This window comes from Pseudoduganella violacea, from assembly GCF_014191875.1.
Lineage (GTDB): Bacteria > Pseudomonadota > Gammaproteobacteria > Burkholderiales > Burkholderiaceae_D > Rugamonas > Rugamonas violacea_A.
Window position 1 is genome coordinate 221218 of sequence record NZ_JACHXD010000009.1, and the last position, 19676, is coordinate 240893.

Sequence of the window (19676 nt, forward strand, 5' to 3'; positions counted from 1 at the left end):
TACGCCGGCCATCACACCGCCCAGCAGGCGCAGCCCAGGGCGCCCCAGAAGCTTTTCAGGTCGGCCACGGGCAGGCTGCGCGTCCATGCCGTGGCGTGCTGGTGGCCGTGCACATTGCACTGGCGCGAACAGCCGCAAGCCGCCGCCTGTGCGGCCTTGCTGTGCGCGTGGCCCGCCGCGCCGCGTCCCGCGAAGGACAGGCTGCCACGGTTGCCCCAGGCGCCATAGCCGCCGTAGTTGCGCACCGGCGACCAGTCGGGCATGGCGGGCGGCAGCGGCGTGTCGTGGCTGGCGAAGGGGCCGGCGGCGTACACCACCTTGCCGTCCACCATGGTCAGCAGCGAGGACGTGTCGGCGATATCGCTTTCGGCGCAGGCGAAGAAGTCGCGGTCCGGCACGATCAGATCGGCCAGCTGGCCCACGGCGATGCGGCCCTTCTTGCCTTCCTCGTTGGAGAACCAGGTCACGTTCTCGGTCCACATGCGCAGCGCCGTTTCGCGGTCCAGGCAATTGCGTTGCGGGTAAAGACGCAGGCCGCCCACGGTCTTGCCGCTGACCAGCCAGGCCAGCGACACCCAGGGATTGTAGGAGGCGACGCGGGTGGCGTCCGTCCCCGCCGACACCTTCACGCCCGCTTCCAGGATTTGCTTCACCGGCGGCGTCGCCTCGGCCACCGCGGCGCCGTAGCGTTCGACGAAGTACTCGCCCTGGTAGGCCATGCGGTGCTGCACGGCGATGCCGCCGCCCAGCGCGGCGATGCGGTCGATCGATTCCGGCGAAATGGTTTCCGCATGGTCGAAGAACCAGTTCAGTCCCTGTAGCGGAATCTCCTGGTTGACGCGTTCGAACACATCGAGGGCGCGGCTGATGGTTTCGTCATAGGTGGCATGCATGCGCCACGGCCAGCGGTTCTGTGCCAGGATGCGCACCACGCCTTCCAGGTCGTCTTCCATCGATTCCGGCATATCGGGACGCGGTTCGCGGAAGTCTTCGAAGTCGGCGGCCGAGAAGGTCAGCATCTCGCCCGCGCCGTTGTGGCGGAAGTAGTCGTCGCCCTGCTGGTATTTGACGCTGGAGGTCCAGTTCAGGAAGTCTTCCTTCTCCTGCTTGGGCTTTTGCGTGAACAGGTTGTAGGCCAGGCGCACGGTCAGTTGTCCCGCGTCGGACAACTGCTGGATCACCTGGTAATCCTCGGGATAATTCTGGAAGCCGCCGCCGGCGTCGATGGCGCCGGTCACGCCCAGGCGGTTCAACTCGCGCATGAAGTGGCGCGTGGAATTGAGCTGATACTCAGGCGGCAGCTTCGGCCCTTTCGCCAGCGTGGCGTAGAGGATGGCCGCATTCGGCTTGGCCAGCAGCAGGCCGGTCGGATTGCCGGCGCTGTCACGCAGAATGCGGCCGCCCGGGGGCTCCGGCGTATTCTTGTCGTAGCCCACGGCGCGCAGCGCGGCGCCGTTGAGCAGCGCGCGGTCGTACAGGTGCAGGATGAAGACCGGCGTATCGGGCGCCACGGCGTTCAGTTCCTCGATGGTCGGCAGGCGCTTTTCCACGAATTGGTGCTCGGTAAAGCCGCCCACCACGCGCACCCATTGCGGCGCCGGCGTGATGGCGACCTGCTGGCGCAGCATGGCCATGGCGTCGGCCAGGCTGCGCACGCCGTCCCAGCGCAGCTCCATATTGAAATTCAGGCCGCCGCGGATGATGTGCAGGTGGTTGTCGATCAGGCCGGGCAGCACGCGCCGTCCCTGCAGATCGATCCTGGCGGTGGCGGGACCGGCCAGCGCCAGGATCTCCTGCGCGCTGCCCACATGGGTAAAGCGGCCATCGCGGATGGCGACCGCGTCGGCCTGGGGATTGCTGCGGTCCAGGGTGGTGAATTGACCCCGGTAGAGGATGAGGTCTGGATGGCTGGGAGTGTTCATGTACTGCTCCGAAAAGGTGAATCTGCCGGCACCGTTCAAGGCGCGATGCCGCTTGCGCGCGCTCAGGCCGAGCGCTGGGCGTCGTCCGCCGTTTTTTTATCCGCCGTCGGCAGCTCGCCGAAGCAATGCGGTTTGACTTGTTCGCTGAACCAGGAAACCTGGCCGTCCTGCGGCTTGAACCACTGCTTGACCAGGGGCGGCAATTGCTCGCCCAGCAGGATGCCGAGCAGGCCGACCAGGGCCACCACCGGCGGTGCCGGCGAACGCACATTCAGTACGCCATAGATTAAACCCACCAGCAGGCCGGCGGCGAGGGATGCGATGTATATTTTCATGGGTGTTGTTCCGGGTAAAAAAGGCTGCGGCCCTTCACCGCCGCAGCCCCTTTGCATCAGCCTTCCTTGGCGTGGAACATGGTCTGGGCGTAGATGATGCCCAGGCCGTAGGCGCCGCCGAATTTCTTGGCGATGCCGGTGGTCAGCTCATAGCTGTCAGTGCGCGCCCAGTCGCGCTGCAGTTCCAGCAGATACTGCAGCGAGGTCATAGGACGCGCGCCAGCCTGGATCATGCGCTGCATGGCGCTGTCGTGCGCCTCGGCCGAGACGTCGCCGCAGGCGTCCGAAATCACGTACACCTCGAAGCCCTGGTCCAGGGCCGACAGGGCCGGACCGACGATGCAAACCGAAGTCCACAGGCCGGCCAGTACGATGCGCTTCTTGCCGATGGCGTTGACGCGGGCGATCACGTTGGCGTCTTCCCAGGTGTTCATGGAAGTACGGTCAGTGATCTCAGCGCCCGGAAAAGCATCCTTGATTTCGTCGAAGACCGGGCCGGAGAAGCTCTTCTCGGCCACGGTGGTGACGATGGACGATACCTTGAAGCCGGCGGCGGCATGCGCCACCAGGGCGGCGTTATTGCGCAGCGCAACGGCGTCGATCGAATGGGTGGCGAAAGCCATCTGCGACTGGTGGTCGATCATGATCAGGGTGTGGTCCTGCGGCGACAGCAGCAGGGCGCCTGGGGTTGGGGTAGCTTTGATGGTCATGGTGTTGATCCTTTCGGTTGAAAAATGGTGGCTTACCAGAGGGTGCGCTGGCTTTCCAGCGCGGTGCGCACGCCCGCGCCATAGGCTTCATCGGCCTTGGCGCAGTTGTCGATATGCCTTTGCTGGATAGGTTGCGGCACGCCGTTCAGGGCGCGCGCGGTGTTGTCGAACAGGGTCTGGCGCTGTTCCTGTGTCATCAGCTGGAACAGGGCGCGCGGCTGGCTGTAATAGTCCTCGTCGGCGCGGTGGTCCCAGTTGGCCGCGTCGCCTTGCAGGGCCAGCGGCGGCTCGGCGAACGATGGCTGCTGCTGCCACTCGCCCTTGGAGTTGGGCTCGTAGCCGATGCTGCCGCCATGGTTGCCGTCGCTGCGCATGGCGCCGTCGCGGTGGTAGCTGTGGAAGGGACACTTCGGCGCGTTCACCGGAATCTGGTGGTGGTTCACGCCCAGGCGGTAGCGCTGCGCGTCGCCATACGCAAACAGGCGCGATTGCAGCATGCGGTCGGGCGAGAAGGAGATGCCCGGCACCACATTGGCCGGCGTGAAAGCGGCCTGCTCGACGTCGGCGAAGTAGTTGTCCGGATTGCGGTTCAGCTCCAGCACGCCCACCTCGATCAGCGGATAGTCCTGGTGCGGCCAGACCTTGGTCAGATCGAAGGGGTTGAAGCGGTAGCTGGCAGCATCGGCTTCCGGCATCACCTGCACTTGCAGCTTCCAGCGCGGGTAGTCGCCGCGCTCGATGCTCTCGTACAGATCGCGCTGCGCGCTTTCGCGGTCGCGCGCGATGACGGCCTGCGCTTCCTCGTCGCTCAGATTGCGGATGCCTTGCTGGCACTGGAAGTGGAACTTGACCCAGAAGCGCTCGTTGGCCGCGTTGATGAAGCTGAAGGTATGGCTGCCGAAACCGTGCATATGGCGGTAGGAAGCCGGGATGCCGCGTTCGCTCATCAGGATCGTCACCTGGTGCAGGGCTTCCGGCAGCAGGGTCCAGTAGTCCCAGTTGCTTTCGGTGCTGCGCAGGTTGGTGCGCGGATCGCGCTTCACGGCGTGGTTCAAGTCAGGGAACTTCAGCGGGTCGCGCATGAAGAACACCGGCGTGTTATTGCCCACCACGTCCCAGTTGCCTTGCTCGGTGTAGAACTTGACGGCGAAGCCACGGATATCGCGTTCCGCGTCGGCCGCGCCACGCTCGCCCGCCACCGTGGAAAAGCGCAGGAAGACTTCGGTCTTCTTGCCCACCGCGGAGAACAGCGCCGCCTTGCTGAAGCGCGTGATGTCCTGGGTGACGGTGAAGGTGCCGAAAGCGCCCGAGCCCTTGGCGTGCATGCGGCGCTCCGGAATCACCTCGCGGTGGAAGTGCGCCAGCTTCTCCAGATGCCAGACGTCCTGCAGCAGCATCGGCCCACGCGGGCCTGCCGTCTGCACGTTCTGGTTATCGGCAACCGGCGCGCCGGCTGCCGTGGTCAAAAGCTTGCTCATTGCTTGGCCCTTGCTCAGTTCTTGATGAAAGCCAGCATATCGGCGTTCAGCTTGTCCTTGTGGGTATCGGTCAGGCCGTGCGGCGCGCCCGGGTAGACCAGCAGGGTGGCGTTTTTCACCAGCTTGGCGGCGGCGCGGCCGGCGGCGTCGATCGGCACGATCTGGTCGTCGTCGCCGTGCACGATCAGTGTCGGCACGTCGATCTTTTTCAGGTCTTCGGTGAAATCGGTTTCCGAGAAAGCCTTGATGCAGTCGAAGGTATTCTTATGGCCGGCCTGCATGCCCTGCGCCCACCAGGAATTGATCAAGCCCTGCGACACTTTCGCGCCCGGACGGTTGAAGCCGAAGAAGGGGCCACCGGCGATGTCCAGATAGAGCTGGGCGCGGTCGGCCAGCGAACCGGCGCGGATGCCGTCGAACACCGACATCGGCAGGCCACCCGGATTGTTTGCCGTTTTCAGCATCTGCGGCGGCACGGCCGAGATCAAGCCAGCCTTCGCCACGCGCTTGCTGCCATGGCGGCCGATATAGCGCGCCACTTCGCCGCCGCCGGTCGAGAAACCGAACAGCACCGCGTTTTTCAGGTCCAGATGCTCGATCACCTGGGCCAGGTCGTCGGCGTAATGATCCATATCATTGCCATCCCAAGGCTGGCTGGAGCGGCCATGGCCGCGGCGGTCGTGCGCGATGCAGCGATAACCCTGGCTCGCCAGGAAGATCATCTGCGATTCCCAGCTGTCCGAATTCAGCGGCCAGCCGTGGCTGAAGACGATGGGCTGGCCGTTACGCGGACCCCAGTCCTTGTAATACAGTTCAACGCCGTCGCGGGTGGTAATGGTGCCCATATATTGTGATCCTTTCAGGTTGGCGGAAGTCTTGGCCTTGGCGGCCGGCGCGGCGCTGGCGGCGAATGGCGTACTGACGGCAACGGCGGCGCCGGCCGCCGCGCCCATCAGAACGTTGCGGCGACGGCTGTCCACTGGCTGATTCGAGTCAGTCATTTTTATCTTTCTACGAGTTGAAGGGAGTAGCGCAAGCTGCGCACAGAATAGCCACGCGCAAGAGAGCTGGAATCGGCCGGAAGGGGGAAGCGGCCCTACCTCGATCGAGGGAGGCGGCGCGCGCAACAGGCCGGCGCTTACCGCGCGTTTTGCACTAGAATCTGGCGCACATTATTTTTATCGTCGCGAAGAATCCATGAAATTCCAAATACTGCTGGCATTGCCCCTCCTTGTAGCGCTGCAAAGCGCCTCGGCCACGACCCAATGTCCGCCCGGAGCCGAAAACTGCGGGCCGAATCCCTTCTATCCCCTAATAATTGCATTTACTCAGGTGTGCGCAGAAAAGTACCCGGAGCAAGCCGCGCGCCTCCAGGCACAGCTGGAGATGCTGACGGCCGAAGACCCAGCCGCCTATGCCAAGCTGAAAGCCGACCCCAAGTTTTTGAAAACCCTGGAGAAAATGCGGCAACAAGTTGCGCAAATGCCCCCCGACGAGCTGCGCCAGGAATGCCTGGGCCGACGCGACAAATAACCGTCCGTTTGCGCCAAATCAAACAATGTCCCACCCTGGTGTCAGGCACCAGAGTCGGACATTCTTTGATTTTGATCAGCCAATGTCCTACCCCAGTGCCTGACACCAGGGTTGGACATTGCTTAAGGCAGATCAAAGGATGGAGCGGTAGGCTTGAAGTAAGATGAATTTTTTGCTTTGGAATGGAGGCGGTATGGCTTGGTCGCGACGGGATTGGATGCTGCGAGGCGCCGGTTTGGCGGCGCTGGCGGCTTTGCCTTTGGCGCGGGCGGCGACGAGGGCGCCGGTGGCGTTCGAGGTGTGGAAGGATCCGCGCTGCGGCTGCTGCCAGGATTGGATCGCGCATATGGAGCAGAACGGCTTTAAGGCGAAGGTGTATCAGGAGGGTAATGAGGCGGCGCGCGCGCGCCTGGGCCTGGCGCCGCGCTTTGGTTCCTGCCATACGGCCCTGGTGGGCGGCTATGTGGTCGAGGGCCATGTCCCGGCCAGCGATGTGCTGCGCCTGCTGCAGACCAAGCCGGCGGCGCTGGGCCTGGCGGTGCCGGGCATGCCGGTCGGTTCGCCGGGCATGGATGGTCCGGCCTACGGCGGCCGGCGCGATAAGTATGAGGTGCTGCTGGTGCGTAAAGATGGCGCCAGCACGGTCTTCCGCAGCGTGGTCTAAGCGGCGTTTCAGCGGCTCATCTTGACGGGACCGATGTCGCGCGCGAAGAACAACACGTCCCAGTGCTGGCCCAGCTTGCCCAGCGGCTCGGTGGCGTAGTCGAAGGTGAACTGGGGCAGGTCGACGACGCTGCTGCTGGTGACGCCGACGATGGGGGCGCTGGCGCCGCGCGCCAGCTGGTATTCGAGGCTGCCGCGTTCGGGCTCGGGCACGTTGCCGATCTGCATATTGGTGTAGTCGAGGAATCGGCCTTCGGCGGTGCTAAATTGCACAGCCTTGTATTGCGCGCCCCAACGGCGGTGCATGACTTCGCCCGATTGCAAAATGCCGGGCGCCGGTTCGAAGCCGCGCGCGATATGGAAGGTGTGGCCCCACACGACGGCTTTCTTGCCGGGGAAGAGGCGCTCTGCCAGCCAGATGGCGTTGTCGCCCATCTGGTTGTCGCGCTGGTAGTTCATATTGCCGCTCCAGTAGGTAGTCGCCTGCGCCTGCACGCTTTTCACCACCTGGCACCACCATCCGGCGCTGCGGATGGCCGTTTCGCTGGAGGCGCACAGGACGCTGCTGAGCGCGGCATGGTGGCGTTCGAAGCCGGCCTGGATGGCGGCCGGGGGCGCCGCGCGCTGCATGGCGAACAGGGGCTGGGCGGCTTGGGCATATGCGTCCCAGTCCTTGCCGCTGGCCAGCGCCGGCTGGCTTTTCTGCAGGAAGGCTTGCAGCTGCTTGAGCAGTTCGGTTTGCGACAGCAGGCCGCTGTGCTGGCTGTCGAAGCCGACCAGGGCGAGCGGCTTGCCGCTGCTTTTTTGCTGCTGCACATAGTGCAGCACGGCGCGCCCTTCCGCGCTGTTGGCGTACATGAAGAAGATATTGCCGGGCGCCATATCGTCGAGCTTCTCGCCCTGTTCCATGCGCCGCGCGATCTGGCCGACGTCGAAGAAGCCGCTTTCCAGGATCAGCACGTCGAAGCCCAGGCGCTCGTGCAGGAAGCGCAGCAGGCGCAGTTTCAGCTGGAATTCGCCGCGGCCGCCGTGGTTTTGCTCGCCCAGGCCGACGATGCGCGCATTGCCGATGGCGTCGGCGAAGGGCTGCAAGTCGCGGAAGTCGTCATGGGCGGGATCGCTGCTGGCGACCGGCCATTGCTGCAGCCTGGGAGGCAGGTCGGCGGCGCCGGCGTGCAGGGCCAGCGTCGCCGCAAGGGCGAGACAGAATCGGGCAGCGAACATGGGGTCTCCATGGCTTGGATTGTGTGTACCAATCATAGACCAATTTCTTGCCAATGCAACAGCAAAGCGTCGGAGCTTAGGTGGCCGGTATTTCCTCCGGCGCGTAGGCTTGGCGCGGATTGCAGCCCGCAATCAGGCGCGCCGCCGCCTGGGGATGGTCTTGCTGCGGGTGATAGAGCCATAGCACGGCCGCATCGATCAGCACGTGCAGCAGCATGGGCAGCAGCAGGCTGCCCGCGAGCAGGGCCAGCAGGCCGAACATCAGCCCCGCCAGCGTGGTGCGCAGCACGCCCGCCACGCCCTGATATGAGTGGCCGAGGCCGAACGCCAGCGAGATCAGCAGCCAGGCGCCCGCCAGGGTCAGGGACAGGCCGCCCGCCATCTGCCCCGTCAGAAAGTGCAGCAGGAAGCCGCGGAACATCAGTTCCTCGCAGACCCCGGCGGTCAGGCTGAGCAGCAGCCACCAGCGCCGTTCCTGGGGCGAGACCGGCAGCAGGAAGTGCAGATAGCTCACCGCTGGCGCGTATTTCAGCCGCCGGTGCGGGCGGCAGCGGCAGTGCAGGGCGGGCGCCAGCGCCAGTCCGAAATACAGCAGCAGGACGGCGGCGGCCAGCGCGCGCGCCCAGGGGCTATTTGCCAGCCAGTCCAGGCCGCTGCGCGCGGGCGGCAGGTGGAACAGGTCGAGCGGCCAGGCCAGTGCCAGCGCCGCCAGCGTCAGCAGCCACCACATGACGATGCCGCACCGCGCCACGGCCAGGCGCGCAGCCGCGCCACCGCCACCCGCCTGCTGGAAGCCACCATCGCCGTGCTCGACGAGGCCGGACTCGATGGCGCCGTGATTCCCCGCATCGCCGCAATGGCGGGCGTGGCCCCGGCCAGCGTCTACCGCCGCTACGCCGACAAGAATGCCTTGCTGCGCGCCGCCTTTCTGCAGGTGCTGGACCAGAGCAATGAGAGTCGCCGCGCCGAGCTGGCGCGGCTGATGCCGGGCGCGACTCTCGCGGCCACGGCGCGCGAGCTGCTGGCGCTGCTGTTCGCGCAATACCGCCAGCACCCGCAACTGCTGCGCGCGCTGACCCGCTTTATCGAGGGCGATAGCGACCAGGCTTTCGTGGCCGAGGCGCGCCGCCTGCTGCGCGCGAATGTCGAATGTATCGTGGAACTGTTGCTGCGCCATGTGGCGGAAATTGCCCACCCCGCGCCAGCGGCGGCGCTGCGCTTCGGCGTGCTGCAACTGGCCTGCGCCATCGAGGTGTATATGCTGGACCCGCAATCGCTCTGGCATGTGGCGCCGGCCTTTGCGGCGGACGAGTTGATGGCCCATCTGCTGCACGGCTTTCTGGCGCCCCTGCAATGCGGCCCGGGAGGCGTGCCCGGCGCCGCCTGATGCCTTGCGCCGGGCCTGCGTCAGGGTTTTAGTGGTGCAGCGGCTTGGCGCCTGCCTGCTCCCCGGTCATGGCCGGATGCAGGGCGTGTTCGGCCGGCGAGGTATCCCAATAGCCCTGGAAGCGGGCCACCTTGCCGTCACGGATCTTGAACACATGGACCCAGGGATTGTCGTAGCTGATGCCGGTCGACTTGGTCAGCCAGCTCGATTCGCCCATGACGACCACGGTGTCGCCCTCCGCGATCATTTCCTTGACTTCGAAGCGCTGCGCCTGCACCGTGGCGTCGAGCTTGACGAAGAACTGGGCAATGCCCTGCTTGCCGTGGAAGCAGCCGGCAAAGGGCAGGTAGTCCGATTCCGGACCGATCCATTCCGCATCGTCGTGATAGCGGTTGAGCAGGGCGCGGATATCGCCGGCCTGGAATAACTGGTAGCCTTCCATTACCAGTTTTTTGTTTTCTTGTACGTTCATGGCATCCCTCCTGTAGACCGGCCAGCCGACGCCAGCCGGTCAACTCAGCCTAATACGGCGGCAGGCGATGTCAAGCAGATTGCAAGCCACTTTTCTTGTGATAAGGAATGGAGGACTTCATGCTGGAAAAATCCCTGAACATCCGGCAAATCGAGGCGGCCGAGCTGGACATCGTGCTGGGCTGGGCCGCCGCCGAAGGCTGGAATCCCGGCCTGCACGACGCCGCCTGTTTCCACGCGGCCGACCCGGGCGGCTTCCTGATCGGCGAGCTGCGCGGTGAAGCCGTGGCCGGCATTTCCTGCGTGCGCTATGGCGGCAATTTCGGTTTTATCGGCCTGTACCTCGTCCAGCCCGCCTATCGCGGCCTGGGTCACGGATTGGCGCTGTGGCAGGCCGCCATGGCGCGGCTCGACGGCTGCAATATCGGCCTCGATGGCGTGGTGGCGCAGCAGGGCAATTATGCGCGCTCGGGCTTTCGCGCCGCCTACCGCCACGTGCGCCATGAGGGACGCGGCAGCGGCGAAGCGCTGGCGGCCGAAGACATTGTGCGCCTGTCGGCGCAGGATCTGGCGGCGGTCAGCCGCTACGACCGCGCCTGCTTTGGCGGGGAGCGCCAGCGCTTCCTGCAAGCGTGGCTGAGCCAGCCGCAGCACAAGGCGGTCGGCAGTGTCGGTGCGCAGGGCTTGCGCGGTTATGCGGTGCTGCGCCCCTGCCGCAACGGCTACAAGATCGCGCCGCTGTTCGCCGACACGCCCGCGCTGGCGGAACAGCTTTTCCTGGCGCTGCAAGGCCAGGTGGCGCCGGACATGCCGATCTTTATCGACGTGCCGGAAGCCAATCCGGCCGCCGTGGCGCTGGCGGCGCGCCACCGGCTGCAGCCGGTGTTCGAGGCGGCGCGCATGTATGCCGGCGCGGAACCGCCGCTGGAGCTGGCGCCGCAGTACGGCATCGCCAGCATGGAACTCGGTTAGGCCACCAGGCTGTTGGTAAAGCTCATCCAGGCCGGCGGCGCTTCGAGAAACAGATACATGGCCGCCAGCTGGCCCACGACCAGGCAGGGCAGGCCGTAGCGGTAGACTGCATGCACGCGCTTTTGCACCAGCCAGTCGCGCGCCACGCCGAGGATGATGAGCAGGTCGACGCCGGCATACCACCAGCCGGCCGGCACCCAGCCCGCCGGGAAGCGCGCGATGGCGGCCACGCTCAGGCAGCAGGTGGCCATCACCATCAGGCGGCGGTGGTATTCGATGCGCTTGCGCCAGTAGACGGCCAGCGCGAAGGTGATGCCGAAGCTGAGCATATCGTTGAAGGAGACGGCGAGAAAGGCGGGATTCTCCGGTCCCTGCGCCGCGCGCCACTTCTGCATGACGAGGGCGGTGGCAATGCCGAGGAAGGGCAGTACCGCGCCCACGGCCACGCCGCTCCAGCCCAGGCGCCGGTGCAGCTGCACATTGGCGCTGCGCGCCAGCAGCGATTGCGCGATCAAAATAATGACCCAGGCGCTGAACACGGCCGAGTGGAGATAGAGGATGAAGGGCGGCGGCAGCTCGGGATGAAGCAGTCCCTTGTCCAGCCGTGGCAGGAAGCCGAGCAGCACGACGGCCAGCACCAGCAGGCCCATGCCGAGATAAAAGTAAGTGCGCAAACCACGCTCGATCGCTTTATGCATTGCCATGCTCCTGTAGGATGGAAGGCTGTCACCGCTTGGTCGATGCAGTGTAATTGCGTGGTTTGGAATGTCAATCCGGCAATCTTTAGATGATGTGAAGGTTCGCCGCGCCGGCCGGGTTTGCTATGCTTGCGCTTTTGCGCCATCGCTGGCGCTTTCCCCACACGGAGTAGAAACATGGTTTCCCTGCAAGAACAGCTCATGAAGGCTGGCCTGGCCGACAAGAAAAAAGCCCAGAAGATCAACCAGGATAAGAGCAAGCAGCGCAAGGTCGAGCGCCAGACCGGCACCCAGAGCGTGGACGAAGCGCGCCTGGCGGCCCAGGAAATGCAGCGCAAGAACGCCGAGCGCGCGCGCGAAATGAACGCCCAGCGCGACGCCGCCGCCAGCCAGAAAGCCATCATGGCGCAGATCGTGCAGATGGTGCAACAGAACCGCCAGAACAAGAGCAAGGGCAAGGGCGAGGACATCGCCTACAACTTCACCTATGGCACGAAGATCGAGCGCATCCACGTGTCGGCCGAGGTGCAGGCCCACCTGATCGCGGGCCGTCTGGCCATCGTCTGCCTTGGCGAGAACTATGAGCTGGTGCCGAAAGTCATCGCCGAGAAGATCGCCGAGCGCGACGCCACGCTGGTGGTGCAGGTCAAAAAAGTCAGCGCGGAAGTCGATGAGGACGATCCCTACGCCGCCTACAAGATCCCCGACGATTTGATGTGGTAAGGCTTCGACACTTGCCGTCAGGCAAGCTCATCCTGTATCGTATTGCGTTTCGCTGCCCGTAATCGAAACTGGCAACAATGATAACCCCATCCTTATCGGAGACAGCAATGGCAAGTCAAGAACTCACTTTCGAGCAGGTTGCCGCGGCAGCCAATGGCCTGGAGAACGAAGGCCAGCAGGTGACGATCGAAGCCGTGAGCGGAGTTCTGGGCGCTGCCTCGCCCATCGCCATCCACCCGCATCTGCGCGCCTGGCGCGCCGGCCGCGCCCAGCCGGAAGCGCCGAAGGCGGAGTTGCCGCCGGCGCTGTTGGCCGCCCTCGGCAACTGGGCGCTGCAATATGCGGAAGAAGCGGGCGCCAGCGCGCGCGACGCGTTGGCCCAATCCGATAACGATCTGCAAGCGCTGCTGCAATCGGGCCAGCAAAGCGAAGCCGAACGCGACGAGGCGCAAGCCGTGCTGGCAGCGCGCGACGAGGAAGTCCAACGTCTGACGACCGAGCTGCGCGATGCGCGCCAGGTCGCGTCCGACGCCCTGGTCGGCAAAGCGAAAGACCAGCTGGCCATCGACGGCAAGGACCGCCAATTGAACGACCTGCGCGCCCAGATCGAACGCAATGTGGCCGCGCTGGCCGCCGAATCCGACGCCCGCCTGGCGGCCGAAATGGATTTGGTGGGCGCCACCACCGCGCGCGACAATTTCGCGGCCGAAGTCAAGGCGCTGCGCGCCGAACTCGACGCGCTGCACGCCGAGCGACGTCCGGCGCGCGCCTAAGCGTTGCGCGCGGCGCGGCCCCGCCGTCAGCCGCGCCGGCGATGCTCAGCCGAAGAGTTTGCCGCGCAACAGGCTCAGCCCCTGCGTCAGCAGCTCGTTCTGCGGCACCTGGCCGTCGGGCGTCAGCGTGTCGATAATCTGCGGCAACAGCTGGGCCAGGCCGGTCGAGGCGTGTTCCGACTGCAATCCCGCCTGCTGCGCAATCTGCGCGATATTCTCCGCCCCCAGCGCATCGCGGATCTGGTCGCCGGACACCGGCTGGTTCGCGCCCGTGCCAACCCAGGACGCGACCTGGTCGCCCAAGCCGCTGGCCTGCAGCTGTTGCAGCAAGCCCGGCAAACCGCCCGCCTGATTGATCAAACCCATCACGCTGTTCAGCAAATCCCCCTGCGGCACCGGGTCTTGCTGCTGCGAACCGAGCGAACCCAGCACCTGCCCTGCCAGTTGATCAAGTAGTCCCATCACATCCTCCAATACCGGTTGGAAAGCGGCACGATGGCCGCGTCTGGTCACTGTCTATTGCCATAGTAGGCCAAAAATCCCGGTGCTTTACGATTTCCAGGGATTAATTACCGGAACACGGCAGATGCCGACACAGCGGGGGCCTGACGTAGATGAGCTGGTCGTCGAAATGTCCAAAAAAGAAACGCCACCAGACGGTGGCGTTTTCGGAGTCTTGGTGGACTGCGCGGAAGCAAGCCATCGACAGGAAATCTTTAGACGGGATCGTCTTTCAATTCTGAGAATTGCCAATAGTTATCGCCATTGAAGACGCGTATGTTCTGGTCCGCGCTGTGGCTGAAGAAATCGTAGGAGCGTCTCCCTTTGACATCGATGCCCATCCAGTTTGCCGCCCCGCTGGCGAAGTTGAAGCCTGACATGTCTTTTTTGAGTACGGTCCGATGATCTGCGTCGCTGGAGAGAATGAAGAAAGGCACGGCGTAGTTCTGTTTGAATTGCGCGTCGTGAACAACTGTTTCGTTGGCGCTCCCTTTTTCCTCATGCCGCAAGCCATGATCGCTCAGGTAAATCATCGAAAAGCTTTCATTGCTTTTCTTTAAGATGTCGTGCACTTGCGAGAGCATGGCATCCGTTCTGCGAATGGAACCCATATAGCAGCGCATGTTCTGGCTGGGTGCGGAGAATAGTGCCTCCTCACCGCGTACGCGGTCGCAATAGGCCATATGGGAACCCATCAGATGAAGAATGAATAGATGGCTTCCAGTTTGTTTTTCTTTGACCCCTTCAGCCAATTTTTCCAGTAAAGCCGAATCGTCCACTTTCTTGGATGTACTTGAGCCCCATTTGGTAAAGTAAACATCGTCTGCGCTGGCCGCAATTCGCGATGAAGGGCTATCGTATTCGCCAACATAGCCCTGGTTTGAGTACCAGTGCGTTTTAAAACCTGCTTGCTTAGCCAGGGCCACGATATTTTTCCCATAAAGCACTTTATCGCCATCTAGTTCGGCCAGCATGCGGGGTACTGATGCCAGCGTATTTCCTGCGGGCGAAATAAAGCCGTCAATAAACAAGCCATTGGCATGTTCGGCGAATGGTGTCGTATCTTGCTGAAAACCATATGCCGACATGTAATCCTTGCGCACACTTTCGCCGATCACGATCACGTAATTTTTGTACTTGCTGTGCACGCCGAGGATGTCCCATGGATTGCGGACCTGTGCCAGCCGAAAACTTGCCTCCTCTGTCCGGTACTGCTCCAAAGCACGAGCAACCGTGCGGGGCAAATCGAGGATAAGGATATCCTTCCTTGCCTCAGCATCAGAGCGAAACAGCTTGGCGTAGGACGCAAATGATAGGGTGAACAGTAAGCAGCCCGCTATGAGTCGGCGTTTGGCAATTCGATCAGAGTTGAGTTTGAAAATGAGAAGCCAGGAAGCCAGGATAAAGGTGGCTGCAAGCAAAAGATTGCGAATGGGGATCTGCTTTATGAACTCTACGGATTCACTCGAATTCGTTTGCAAAACAGAAGCGATAATTAGGAAGTTGGGCTTGCCGTATATCAATCCAACCGGTATGTAAGAGCCGAGTAGCAGCACGCACGCGAACAAGAGAAAACGCAAGCCAGCGACACAACTGCCTAACAAGAAGAGGAACAGGCCAAGCACGCTCAGAACATTGTTGAGCTTAGCAGGGTAACCAAAGGAGCGAACGACCAGGAAAGATAAGAGGAGGGCGATCAGGTAATACGCTGGAGCTAGTATTTTTTTCAATTTCAATCCGAGCAAATCAATGCTCACTTCTGCACAAATATTGCAATTATACATCATTGCAATTGAGCAATTTTCTCCCTCGCCCCATCCTGAAGAACGGACCAGGCAAAAAATCTGTCCAAAAACAAAAAACGCCACCCGAAGGTGGCGTTTCTAAATTCTTGGTGGCCCGGGGCGGAATCGAACCACCGACACAAGGATTTTCAATCCTCTGCTCTACCAACTGAGCTACCAGGCCAAGGCGCGCAATTATAGCAGGGTGAAACCCGGCTTGCCTAGCCTGGATTGACGGATTTTTTCCGGAGGTATAAATTTTGACCTCCACCCCAGAGATTTTCCCCATGCCAGCACTTGCCCGGCCCCCGCGCCGACCACCGCCATGCCGATCAATTACGCCCGCCGCCTGACGGGCCGCCAGCGCGCCGCGGCCAGCAACCGCCAGCTGGGCGTGGTGCTGGCCTTTGTGGCGGGCGCGGCCAATGCGGGCGGCTTTGTCGCGGTTGGACAGTACACTTCGCATATGACCGGCATCGTCTCGGCCATGGCCGACAATGTGGCGATCGGCGCGTTTAGCCTGGTGCTGGCCGGCGGCGGCGCGTTGGCGGCCTTTGTCGCGGGGGCGGCTTGCTGCGCCATCATGATCAATTACGCGCGGCGGCGGCAGATGCATGGCGAGTATGCTTTTCCGCTGCTGCTGGAGGCGCTGCTGCTGCTGTGCTTCGGCATGCTCGGGGCCTGGCTGGCCGATATCGACGTGCTGGTGTTGCCGGCCACGGTGATGCTGCTGTGCTTCATGATGGGCTTGCAGAACGCCGTCATCACCAAGCTGTCGAGCGCGGAAATCCGCACCACCCATATCACGGGCATCGTCACCGATATCGGCATCGAACTGGGCAAGGCGGTGTACTGGAATGCGCAGCAGGCGGCCGCGCCGCCAGTCGTGGCCAACCGGTCCCGTCTACGCTTGCTGTGCGCGCTGGCGCTGGCTTTCTTTGGCGGCGGTCTGCTCGGGGCGCTGGGCTTTGCGCGCATCGGCTATCTGGCGACGGTGCCATTGGCGCTGCTGCTGGTGCTGATGGCCATCGTGCCAGTGCTCGACGATCTGAAAGCGCGCGCGGCCTTATTGCGCTGAGCTGGCCGCCGCCGGCAGTTGCCGGCTTTTCAGCAGGTGGCCATCGGCGCCGAACAGCAGCAGGGCTTGCGGCTGGGCTTGGCGCGTCCGCTTGGACGTAGCCGGCGGGTACAGCCAGACTTCCATGCCGCTGTCGAAGCTGATTTCCGTGGCGGGGCCCAGGCTGGCGCGCAGCTGGGCGCGCGTGTCGCCGGGCTGGGCGCCAGGCGCGGCCGATGCCGCGGGTGGCGCCGGGTCATCCATGTATTCGAAGGACAGCAAGGTGTCGTCGGGCCAGCTGGCGTCCCACAGCGGCGCGTAGTAGCTGCGGTCGAGCAGCACCTGGCAATCGCAGTAGGGCAGAGTGGCGGCATCCTGCGTGCCGCCCGCGTACTGCTGACGGAAGGGCAGCACGGCGCGGCGCGCGCCCGCTTGCAGCGTCACGCTGAACAGCGGGCGCTCGCTGAAGAACAGGTAATTGCCGTCCGCCGCCGTGCATACGCGCTCGCCGCTGGCGAGCCAGTCGCTGAGCCAGGCGAACAGGCGCGCATTGTTCGAGACCAGTCCCGCTTCCATGCCAACCAGGCATTCCAGCCGCAGATCGCCGAGGCGGCGCATGCCGTCCGGCACGCCGGGGCTGCGGACGTCGGCGCGCCAGGTCAGGCTGCTGGTCTTGCGGTTGGCGATCAGGGCGGCGTCTTCGCGCAGCGCGGCGTCGTTGCGTTCCAGCGTAAAGCTGTGGTCGGGTGCCAGCGCCACGGGCAGGCTCAGCGTGTCGCCGACAATGTGCAGCGCCACGTCGTCGAGCCGCACCGACGGTAGGCGCGGCAGCAGGCGAAAGCGCAGGCTGGCGCCAGGTGCCAGCCGGGCCTGCTCGCGCGCGAAGCGCTCCATGCCGCGCACCATTTTGCGGTAGGACTTGTCGACCGGATTACGGGTATTGGACACAATTACCTGCTCATCCCCATGCGGCAAGGCTGGGGCCGGAAATGCGAGGAGAAGCCAGACTGCTCCACAAATGGCGGCATAAGGCATGGTAATTCCCGCAACAGGTAGCATCGGCAGGGTATTTCCAACTTCAGTTGCTTTATTGGTTAATTGATATTAATGTACAATCTGCAAAATTTTTGACCCTTATTTTCTCTTATTATCATGCTGAAGAACTTTCAGGCGGCGCGCGCTATAGCGGCACTATGTGCGGCTGCCTTTCACTTGTCGATTAGCATGGCGTTGCCGCGCTATGGCGGCAACGCGGCTTTTTATGAAATTACGCAATATCTTGGCGCAAACAGATTTTTCTTTGTATTATCCGGATTCACGATTTTCCTGGCCCACGCGAAAGATATAGGCCAGCCTGCCGCCCTGGGAACCTTTGTATACAAACGGTTCACCCGTCTGATTCCGCTGTACTGGCTGTATACCCTGATATTTTCCATCATTGTTTGGATGGGCTTTGGCACCGATGCCAAAATACCGTCGAACTGGCTGGACTGGCTGACCGCCATCACCCTCATCCGTTTTACGCCGGGGGCGCCACCGCTGACGGTGGCCTGGACACTCTTTCATGAACTGGCTTTTTATGCCGTGTTCGCTGTGCTGATCTGGAATCGGCGGGCCGGGATGGCTCTGGCGGCGGTGACCGTGGCGCTGACCTTGCTGTTCTTCCACCATCCCGGCGCGCATGACCGGACGGCGTGGAATGTGTATACCGCTGCCTATAATCTGTATTTCTTGTTTGGCATAGGCGCGTGGTATTTATCGCGCAAGGCTGGTAACGGTGTTGCGGAAACCGTGCTGGCGCTGATTCTGGTGGCGATCGCCATGCCGCTCAAGGGTTTGCCGCATCAGCTCGGTTACATGATTTTGATTGCCGGCTTTGCCTTCTTCCTGGTGGGCATGGCCAAACTGGAGAACAGCGCCTCGTTTTTTGCGCCCGCTTTATTGGTACGGATCGGCAATGCTTCGTATACGCTTTACCTGATTCATGAGCAGGTCCAGGGCTTGTTGTTGAAGGTGCTCATGCGTAGCGGCCTGTATGGCGTGCTGGGCGCTCACCTCAGCTATATCGTGGTGTTTGTTGGAACGGTTGCCATTGCTTATGTGGTTTACCTGCTGGTCGAGCGCCCCATGGTGCAATGGTTCCGCCGGCGTTATGAGGCGTCGGCCAAACCTGATCCACGTTTCGGCGTTGCCGCCTGATTCCTGTACAGGTGCACATTCAGGGCTTGCAGCACATTGGCCGCGCGGTATGGAGATACCTGCCGGCGGCAGGCATCACGGTCCCTGGCCTGGGCCAGCACTTGCTCGATGCCCAGGCTTAATGCCGCTGGCGTCGCCTCTTCGACGAGGCGCCCCACCTGCTCATTGCCGATCAGCCTGGCGGCCTCGCCGACCTTGGTGCTGACGACCGGCAGACCGCAATGCAGAGCTTCCACCATCACCACGGGCATGCCCTCAAAGGCGGAGGACATGCACAGGCAATCGGCGGCGTTCATCCATCGCAGAATGTGCTGGTGCGGCTGGGGGCCAAGGATGCGTACCGCGGCCGATAAGCCCTGTGCGGCGATGAACTGGCGGACTTCGCCTTCCAGCTCGCCGCTGCCTATCATCACCAGATTCACATCCGGGCGCCTCTGGCGCAGCCGTTGAAAAGCCCGCAACAAGAGCAGCGGATCTTTCTGCGATACGAAGCGGCCGACAAACAAGAGCAGTTTGCCGGTGGACGCAAACTGGAGTGGCTGCACAAGCTGCGTGCGCAAGCCCGCTTGTTCGGTTTCCGGAAGACTTGCCGCGTTGTCATCGTCCACCCAGGTCGGGATGAAATGGATGCGGTCGTGCAAGCGGGGATAAAGAGACTGGTAGTCCGGTATCGCATCGCTGCGCACGATAAAAACGCGCTCTATTTTGGCGATCAGTCGTTTTTCCAGCAAAAAATACAGGCGCGGGAAATACGACCACTTCACTTCAGATTGCGGATTGTAAAAATCCTTACCATTATGTCCATGTAGAAACAAAATACGGGCGCAATCGCGGCCAAAGAAAGGCAGGCTGGGTTCGATGCGGTGAAAGATCAGCACGGTGTTATCGTGCTGGATGCAGGCTCGATAACGCAGCAAGGCAAGCGTAAATCGCAGAGATAGGGGAATGGGCTTACGGCGGCGTAGATCCGCGGAAAGTACCGGGAAAAACCGCAGTTTGCGTCCTTCCACTTCAATATTATGCCAGCGGCCTACGGGGTAGCGCGCGGGATTGCTGCTTACGCCCACATAACTGACTTCGCACTCCTCAGGAGAATGTTTAATTATGCCGCGAATATAAGTTCCAATACCACCCACATAAGAGCTAGTGGGGTCATAAGGGTGGATTTGAATAACTTGAATTCGAGACACGGAGATTTTTTGCGAGAACTGCTTGCGTAAAAGATATTGTATTTTACATCATATAT

At 62.5% G+C, this 19676-nt stretch carries 21 protein-coding genes and 1 tRNA gene; 8 read left to right on the plus strand and 14 right to left on the minus strand.

Annotation, left to right across the window (positions count from 1 at the left end):
• Positions 1-11 precede the first annotated feature (11 nt).
• From FHS03_RS17020 to FHS03_RS17040, 5 genes are all read right to left on the minus strand, one after another.
• Positions 12-1922, minus strand: a complete 1911-nt coding sequence (locus FHS03_RS17020; RefSeq protein ID WP_183442105.1) for an amidohydrolase — start codon at positions 1920-1922, stop codon at positions 12-14.
• Positions 1923-1984: 62 nt separating this feature from the next.
• Positions 1985-2257, minus strand: a complete 273-nt coding sequence (locus FHS03_RS17025) for a DUF1427 family protein (protein ID WP_183442106.1) — start codon at positions 2255-2257, stop codon at positions 1985-1987.
• 56 nt (positions 2258-2313) lie between these two features.
• Complete coding sequence (locus FHS03_RS17030) at positions 2314-2967, minus strand: hydrolase (RefSeq protein ID WP_183442107.1); 654 nt, start codon at positions 2965-2967, stop codon at positions 2314-2316.
• Positions 2968-2999: 32 nt separating this feature from the next.
• Positions 3000-4445, minus strand: a complete 1446-nt coding sequence (locus FHS03_RS17035; protein WP_183442108.1) for a catalase — start codon at positions 4443-4445, stop codon at positions 3000-3002.
• Between the two features lie 14 nt (positions 4446-4459).
• Positions 4460-5446: an alpha/beta fold hydrolase gene (locus tag FHS03_RS17040; RefSeq protein ID WP_183442109.1), complete on the minus strand. Its 987-nt coding sequence runs from the start codon at positions 5444-5446 to the stop codon at positions 4460-4462.
• Positions 5447-5642: 196 nt separating this feature from the next.
• Between FHS03_RS17040 and FHS03_RS17045 the strand changes: the two genes are divergently transcribed.
• Both FHS03_RS17045 and FHS03_RS17050 read left to right on the plus strand, forming a co-directional pair.
• On the plus strand, positions 5643-5978 hold the full coding sequence (locus tag FHS03_RS17045; protein ID WP_183442110.1) for a hypothetical protein: 336 nt from the start codon (positions 5643-5645) through the stop codon (positions 5976-5978).
• 217 nt (positions 5979-6195) lie between these two features.
• Positions 6196-6642: a DUF411 domain-containing protein gene (locus FHS03_RS17050; protein ID WP_229426257.1), complete on the plus strand. Its 447-nt coding sequence runs from the start codon at positions 6196-6198 to the stop codon at positions 6640-6642.
• Positions 6643-6650: 8 nt separating this feature from the next.
• Here the strand turns inward: FHS03_RS17050 and FHS03_RS17055 are convergent, their stop codons facing one another.
• Complete coding sequence (locus tag FHS03_RS17055; RefSeq protein WP_183442113.1) at positions 6651-7865, minus strand: erythromycin esterase family protein; 1215 nt, start codon at positions 7863-7865, stop codon at positions 6651-6653.
• 76 nt (positions 7866-7941) lie between these two features.
• Positions 7942-8595 carry a CPBP family intramembrane glutamic endopeptidase gene (locus tag FHS03_RS17060; RefSeq protein ID WP_183442114.1) on the minus strand — a complete coding sequence of 218 codons (654 nt, stop codon included), beginning with the start codon at positions 8593-8595 and terminating at the stop codon, positions 7942-7944.
• On the opposite strand from FHS03_RS17060, the gene FHS03_RS17065 reads away from it, so the two are divergent.
• The gene (locus FHS03_RS17065; RefSeq protein WP_183442116.1) at positions 8536-9252 is read left to right on the plus strand and encodes a TetR/AcrR family transcriptional regulator; all 717 of its coding nucleotides are present in this window, start codon (positions 8536-8538) and stop codon (positions 9250-9252) included. The two genes, FHS03_RS17060 and FHS03_RS17065, sit on opposite strands and share 60 nt — an antisense overlap.
• A 28-nt stretch (positions 9253-9280) precedes the next feature.
• Here the strand turns inward: FHS03_RS17065 and FHS03_RS17070 are convergent, their stop codons facing one another.
• Positions 9281-9724 carry a nuclear transport factor 2 family protein gene (locus FHS03_RS17070; protein ID WP_183442118.1) on the minus strand — a complete coding sequence of 148 codons (444 nt, stop codon included), beginning with the start codon at positions 9722-9724 and terminating at the stop codon, positions 9281-9283.
• Between the two features lie 119 nt (positions 9725-9843).
• Here FHS03_RS17070 and FHS03_RS17075 point away from each other — a divergent pair, with 119 nt between their 5' ends.
• Positions 9844-10695: a GNAT family N-acetyltransferase gene (locus FHS03_RS17075; RefSeq protein WP_183442119.1), complete on the plus strand. Its 852-nt coding sequence runs from the start codon at positions 9844-9846 to the stop codon at positions 10693-10695.
• On the opposite strand, the gene FHS03_RS17080 is transcribed toward FHS03_RS17075, so the two are convergent.
• Positions 10692-11393: a hypothetical protein gene (locus FHS03_RS17080; RefSeq protein WP_183442120.1), complete on the minus strand. Its 702-nt coding sequence runs from the start codon at positions 11391-11393 to the stop codon at positions 10692-10694. The two genes, FHS03_RS17075 and FHS03_RS17080, sit on opposite strands and share 4 nt — an antisense overlap.
• Before the next feature lie 177 nt (positions 11394-11570).
• Here FHS03_RS17080 and FHS03_RS17085 point away from each other — a divergent pair, with 177 nt between their 5' ends.
• On the plus strand, positions 11571-12116 hold the full coding sequence (locus FHS03_RS17085) for a DUF2058 domain-containing protein (RefSeq protein ID WP_183442122.1): 546 nt from the start codon (positions 11571-11573) through the stop codon (positions 12114-12116).
• A gap of 107 nt (positions 12117-12223) precedes the next feature.
• Positions 12224-12889 (plus strand): DNA-binding protein, encoded by a 666-nt coding sequence (locus FHS03_RS17090; protein WP_183442124.1) that lies wholly within the window; start codon positions 12224-12226, stop codon positions 12887-12889.
• 45 nt (positions 12890-12934) lie between these two features.
• Here the strand turns inward: FHS03_RS17090 and FHS03_RS17095 are convergent, their stop codons facing one another.
• The 3 genes from FHS03_RS17095 to FHS03_RS17105 all read right to left on the minus strand — a co-directional run bounded on the left by FHS03_RS17095 (position 12935) and on the right by FHS03_RS17105 (position 15358).
• Positions 12935-13351: a YidB family protein gene (locus FHS03_RS17095; RefSeq protein WP_183442125.1), complete on the minus strand. Its 417-nt coding sequence runs from the start codon at positions 13349-13351 to the stop codon at positions 12935-12937.
• 254 nt (positions 13352-13605) lie between these two features.
• Positions 13606-15147 (minus strand): phosphoethanolamine transferase, encoded by a 1542-nt coding sequence (locus FHS03_RS28425; RefSeq protein ID WP_183442126.1) that lies wholly within the window; start codon positions 15145-15147, stop codon positions 13606-13608.
• A gap of 135 nt (positions 15148-15282) precedes the next feature.
• A tRNA-Phe gene (locus FHS03_RS17105) sits at positions 15283-15358 on the minus strand.
• A gap of 141 nt (positions 15359-15499) precedes the next feature.
• On the opposite strand from FHS03_RS17105, the gene FHS03_RS17110 reads away from it, so the two are divergent.
• The gene (locus FHS03_RS17110) at positions 15500-16252 is read left to right on the plus strand and encodes a YoaK family protein (protein WP_183442129.1); all 753 of its coding nucleotides are present in this window, start codon (positions 15500-15502) and stop codon (positions 16250-16252) included.
• Here the strand turns inward: FHS03_RS17110 and FHS03_RS17115 are convergent.
• Positions 16241-17179, minus strand: a complete 939-nt coding sequence (locus FHS03_RS17115) for a hypothetical protein (protein WP_371871725.1) — start codon at positions 17177-17179, stop codon at positions 16241-16243. The genes FHS03_RS17110 and FHS03_RS17115 overlap by 12 nt on opposite strands.
• Before the next feature lie 204 nt (positions 17180-17383).
• Between FHS03_RS17115 and FHS03_RS17120 the strand changes: the two genes are divergently transcribed.
• Positions 17384-18430 carry an acyltransferase family protein gene (locus FHS03_RS17120; RefSeq protein ID WP_183442131.1) on the plus strand — a complete coding sequence of 349 codons (1047 nt, stop codon included), beginning with the start codon at positions 17384-17386 and terminating at the stop codon, positions 18428-18430.
• Here FHS03_RS17120 and FHS03_RS28540 read toward each other — a convergent pair.
• Positions 18382-19620: a glycosyltransferase gene (locus FHS03_RS28540; RefSeq protein WP_183442133.1), complete on the minus strand. Its 1239-nt coding sequence runs from the start codon at positions 19618-19620 to the stop codon at positions 18382-18384. The two genes, FHS03_RS17120 and FHS03_RS28540, sit on opposite strands and share 49 nt — an antisense overlap.
• Positions 19621-19676: the final 56 nt, after the last annotated feature.

Coding starts and splice junctions, on each gene's coding strand:
- FHS03_RS17020 (WP_183442105.1), bottom strand. CDS start 1,922: ATGAACACTCCCAGCCATCCAGACCTCATCCTCTACCGGGGTCAATTC.
- FHS03_RS17025 (WP_183442106.1), bottom strand. CDS start 2,257: ATGAAAATATACATCGCATCCCTCGCCGCCGGCCTGCTGGTGGGTTTA.
- FHS03_RS17030 (WP_183442107.1), bottom strand. CDS start 2,967: ATGACCATCAAAGCTACCCCAACCCCAGGCGCCCTGCTGCTGTCGCCG.
- FHS03_RS17035 (WP_183442108.1), bottom strand. CDS start 4,445: ATGAGCAAGCTTTTGACCACGGCAGCCGGCGCGCCGGTTGCCGATAAC.
- FHS03_RS17040 (WP_183442109.1), bottom strand. CDS start 5,446: ATGACTGACTCGAATCAGCCAGTGGACAGCCGTCGCCGCAACGTTCTG.
- FHS03_RS17045 (WP_183442110.1), top strand. CDS start 5,643: ATGAAATTCCAAATACTGCTGGCATTGCCCCTCCTTGTAGCGCTGCAA.
- FHS03_RS17050 (WP_229426257.1), top strand. CDS start 6,196: ATGCTGCGAGGCGCCGGTTTGGCGGCGCTGGCGGCTTTGCCTTTGGCG.
- FHS03_RS17055 (WP_183442113.1), bottom strand. CDS start 7,865: ATGTTCGCTGCCCGATTCTGTCTCGCCCTTGCGGCGACGCTGGCCCTG.
- FHS03_RS17060 (WP_183442114.1), bottom strand. CDS start 8,595: ATGTGGTGGCTGCTGACGCTGGCGGCGCTGGCACTGGCCTGGCCGCTC.
- FHS03_RS17070 (WP_183442118.1), bottom strand. CDS start 9,724: ATGAACGTACAAGAAAACAAAAAACTGGTAATGGAAGGCTACCAGTTA.
- FHS03_RS17075 (WP_183442119.1), top strand. CDS start 9,844: ATGCTGGAAAAATCCCTGAACATCCGGCAAATCGAGGCGGCCGAGCTG.
- FHS03_RS17080 (WP_183442120.1), bottom strand. CDS start 11,393: ATGCATAAAGCGATCGAGCGTGGTTTGCGCACTTACTTTTATCTCGGC.
- FHS03_RS17085 (WP_183442122.1), top strand. CDS start 11,571: ATGGTTTCCCTGCAAGAACAGCTCATGAAGGCTGGCCTGGCCGACAAG.
- FHS03_RS17090 (WP_183442124.1), top strand. CDS start 12,224: ATGGCAAGTCAAGAACTCACTTTCGAGCAGGTTGCCGCGGCAGCCAAT.
- FHS03_RS17095 (WP_183442125.1), bottom strand. CDS start 13,351: ATGGGACTACTTGATCAACTGGCAGGGCAGGTGCTGGGTTCGCTCGGT.
- FHS03_RS17110 (WP_183442129.1), top strand. CDS start 15,500: ATGCCGATCAATTACGCCCGCCGCCTGACGGGCCGCCAGCGCGCCGCG.
- FHS03_RS17120 (WP_183442131.1), top strand. CDS start 17,384: ATGCTGAAGAACTTTCAGGCGGCGCGCGCTATAGCGGCACTATGTGCG.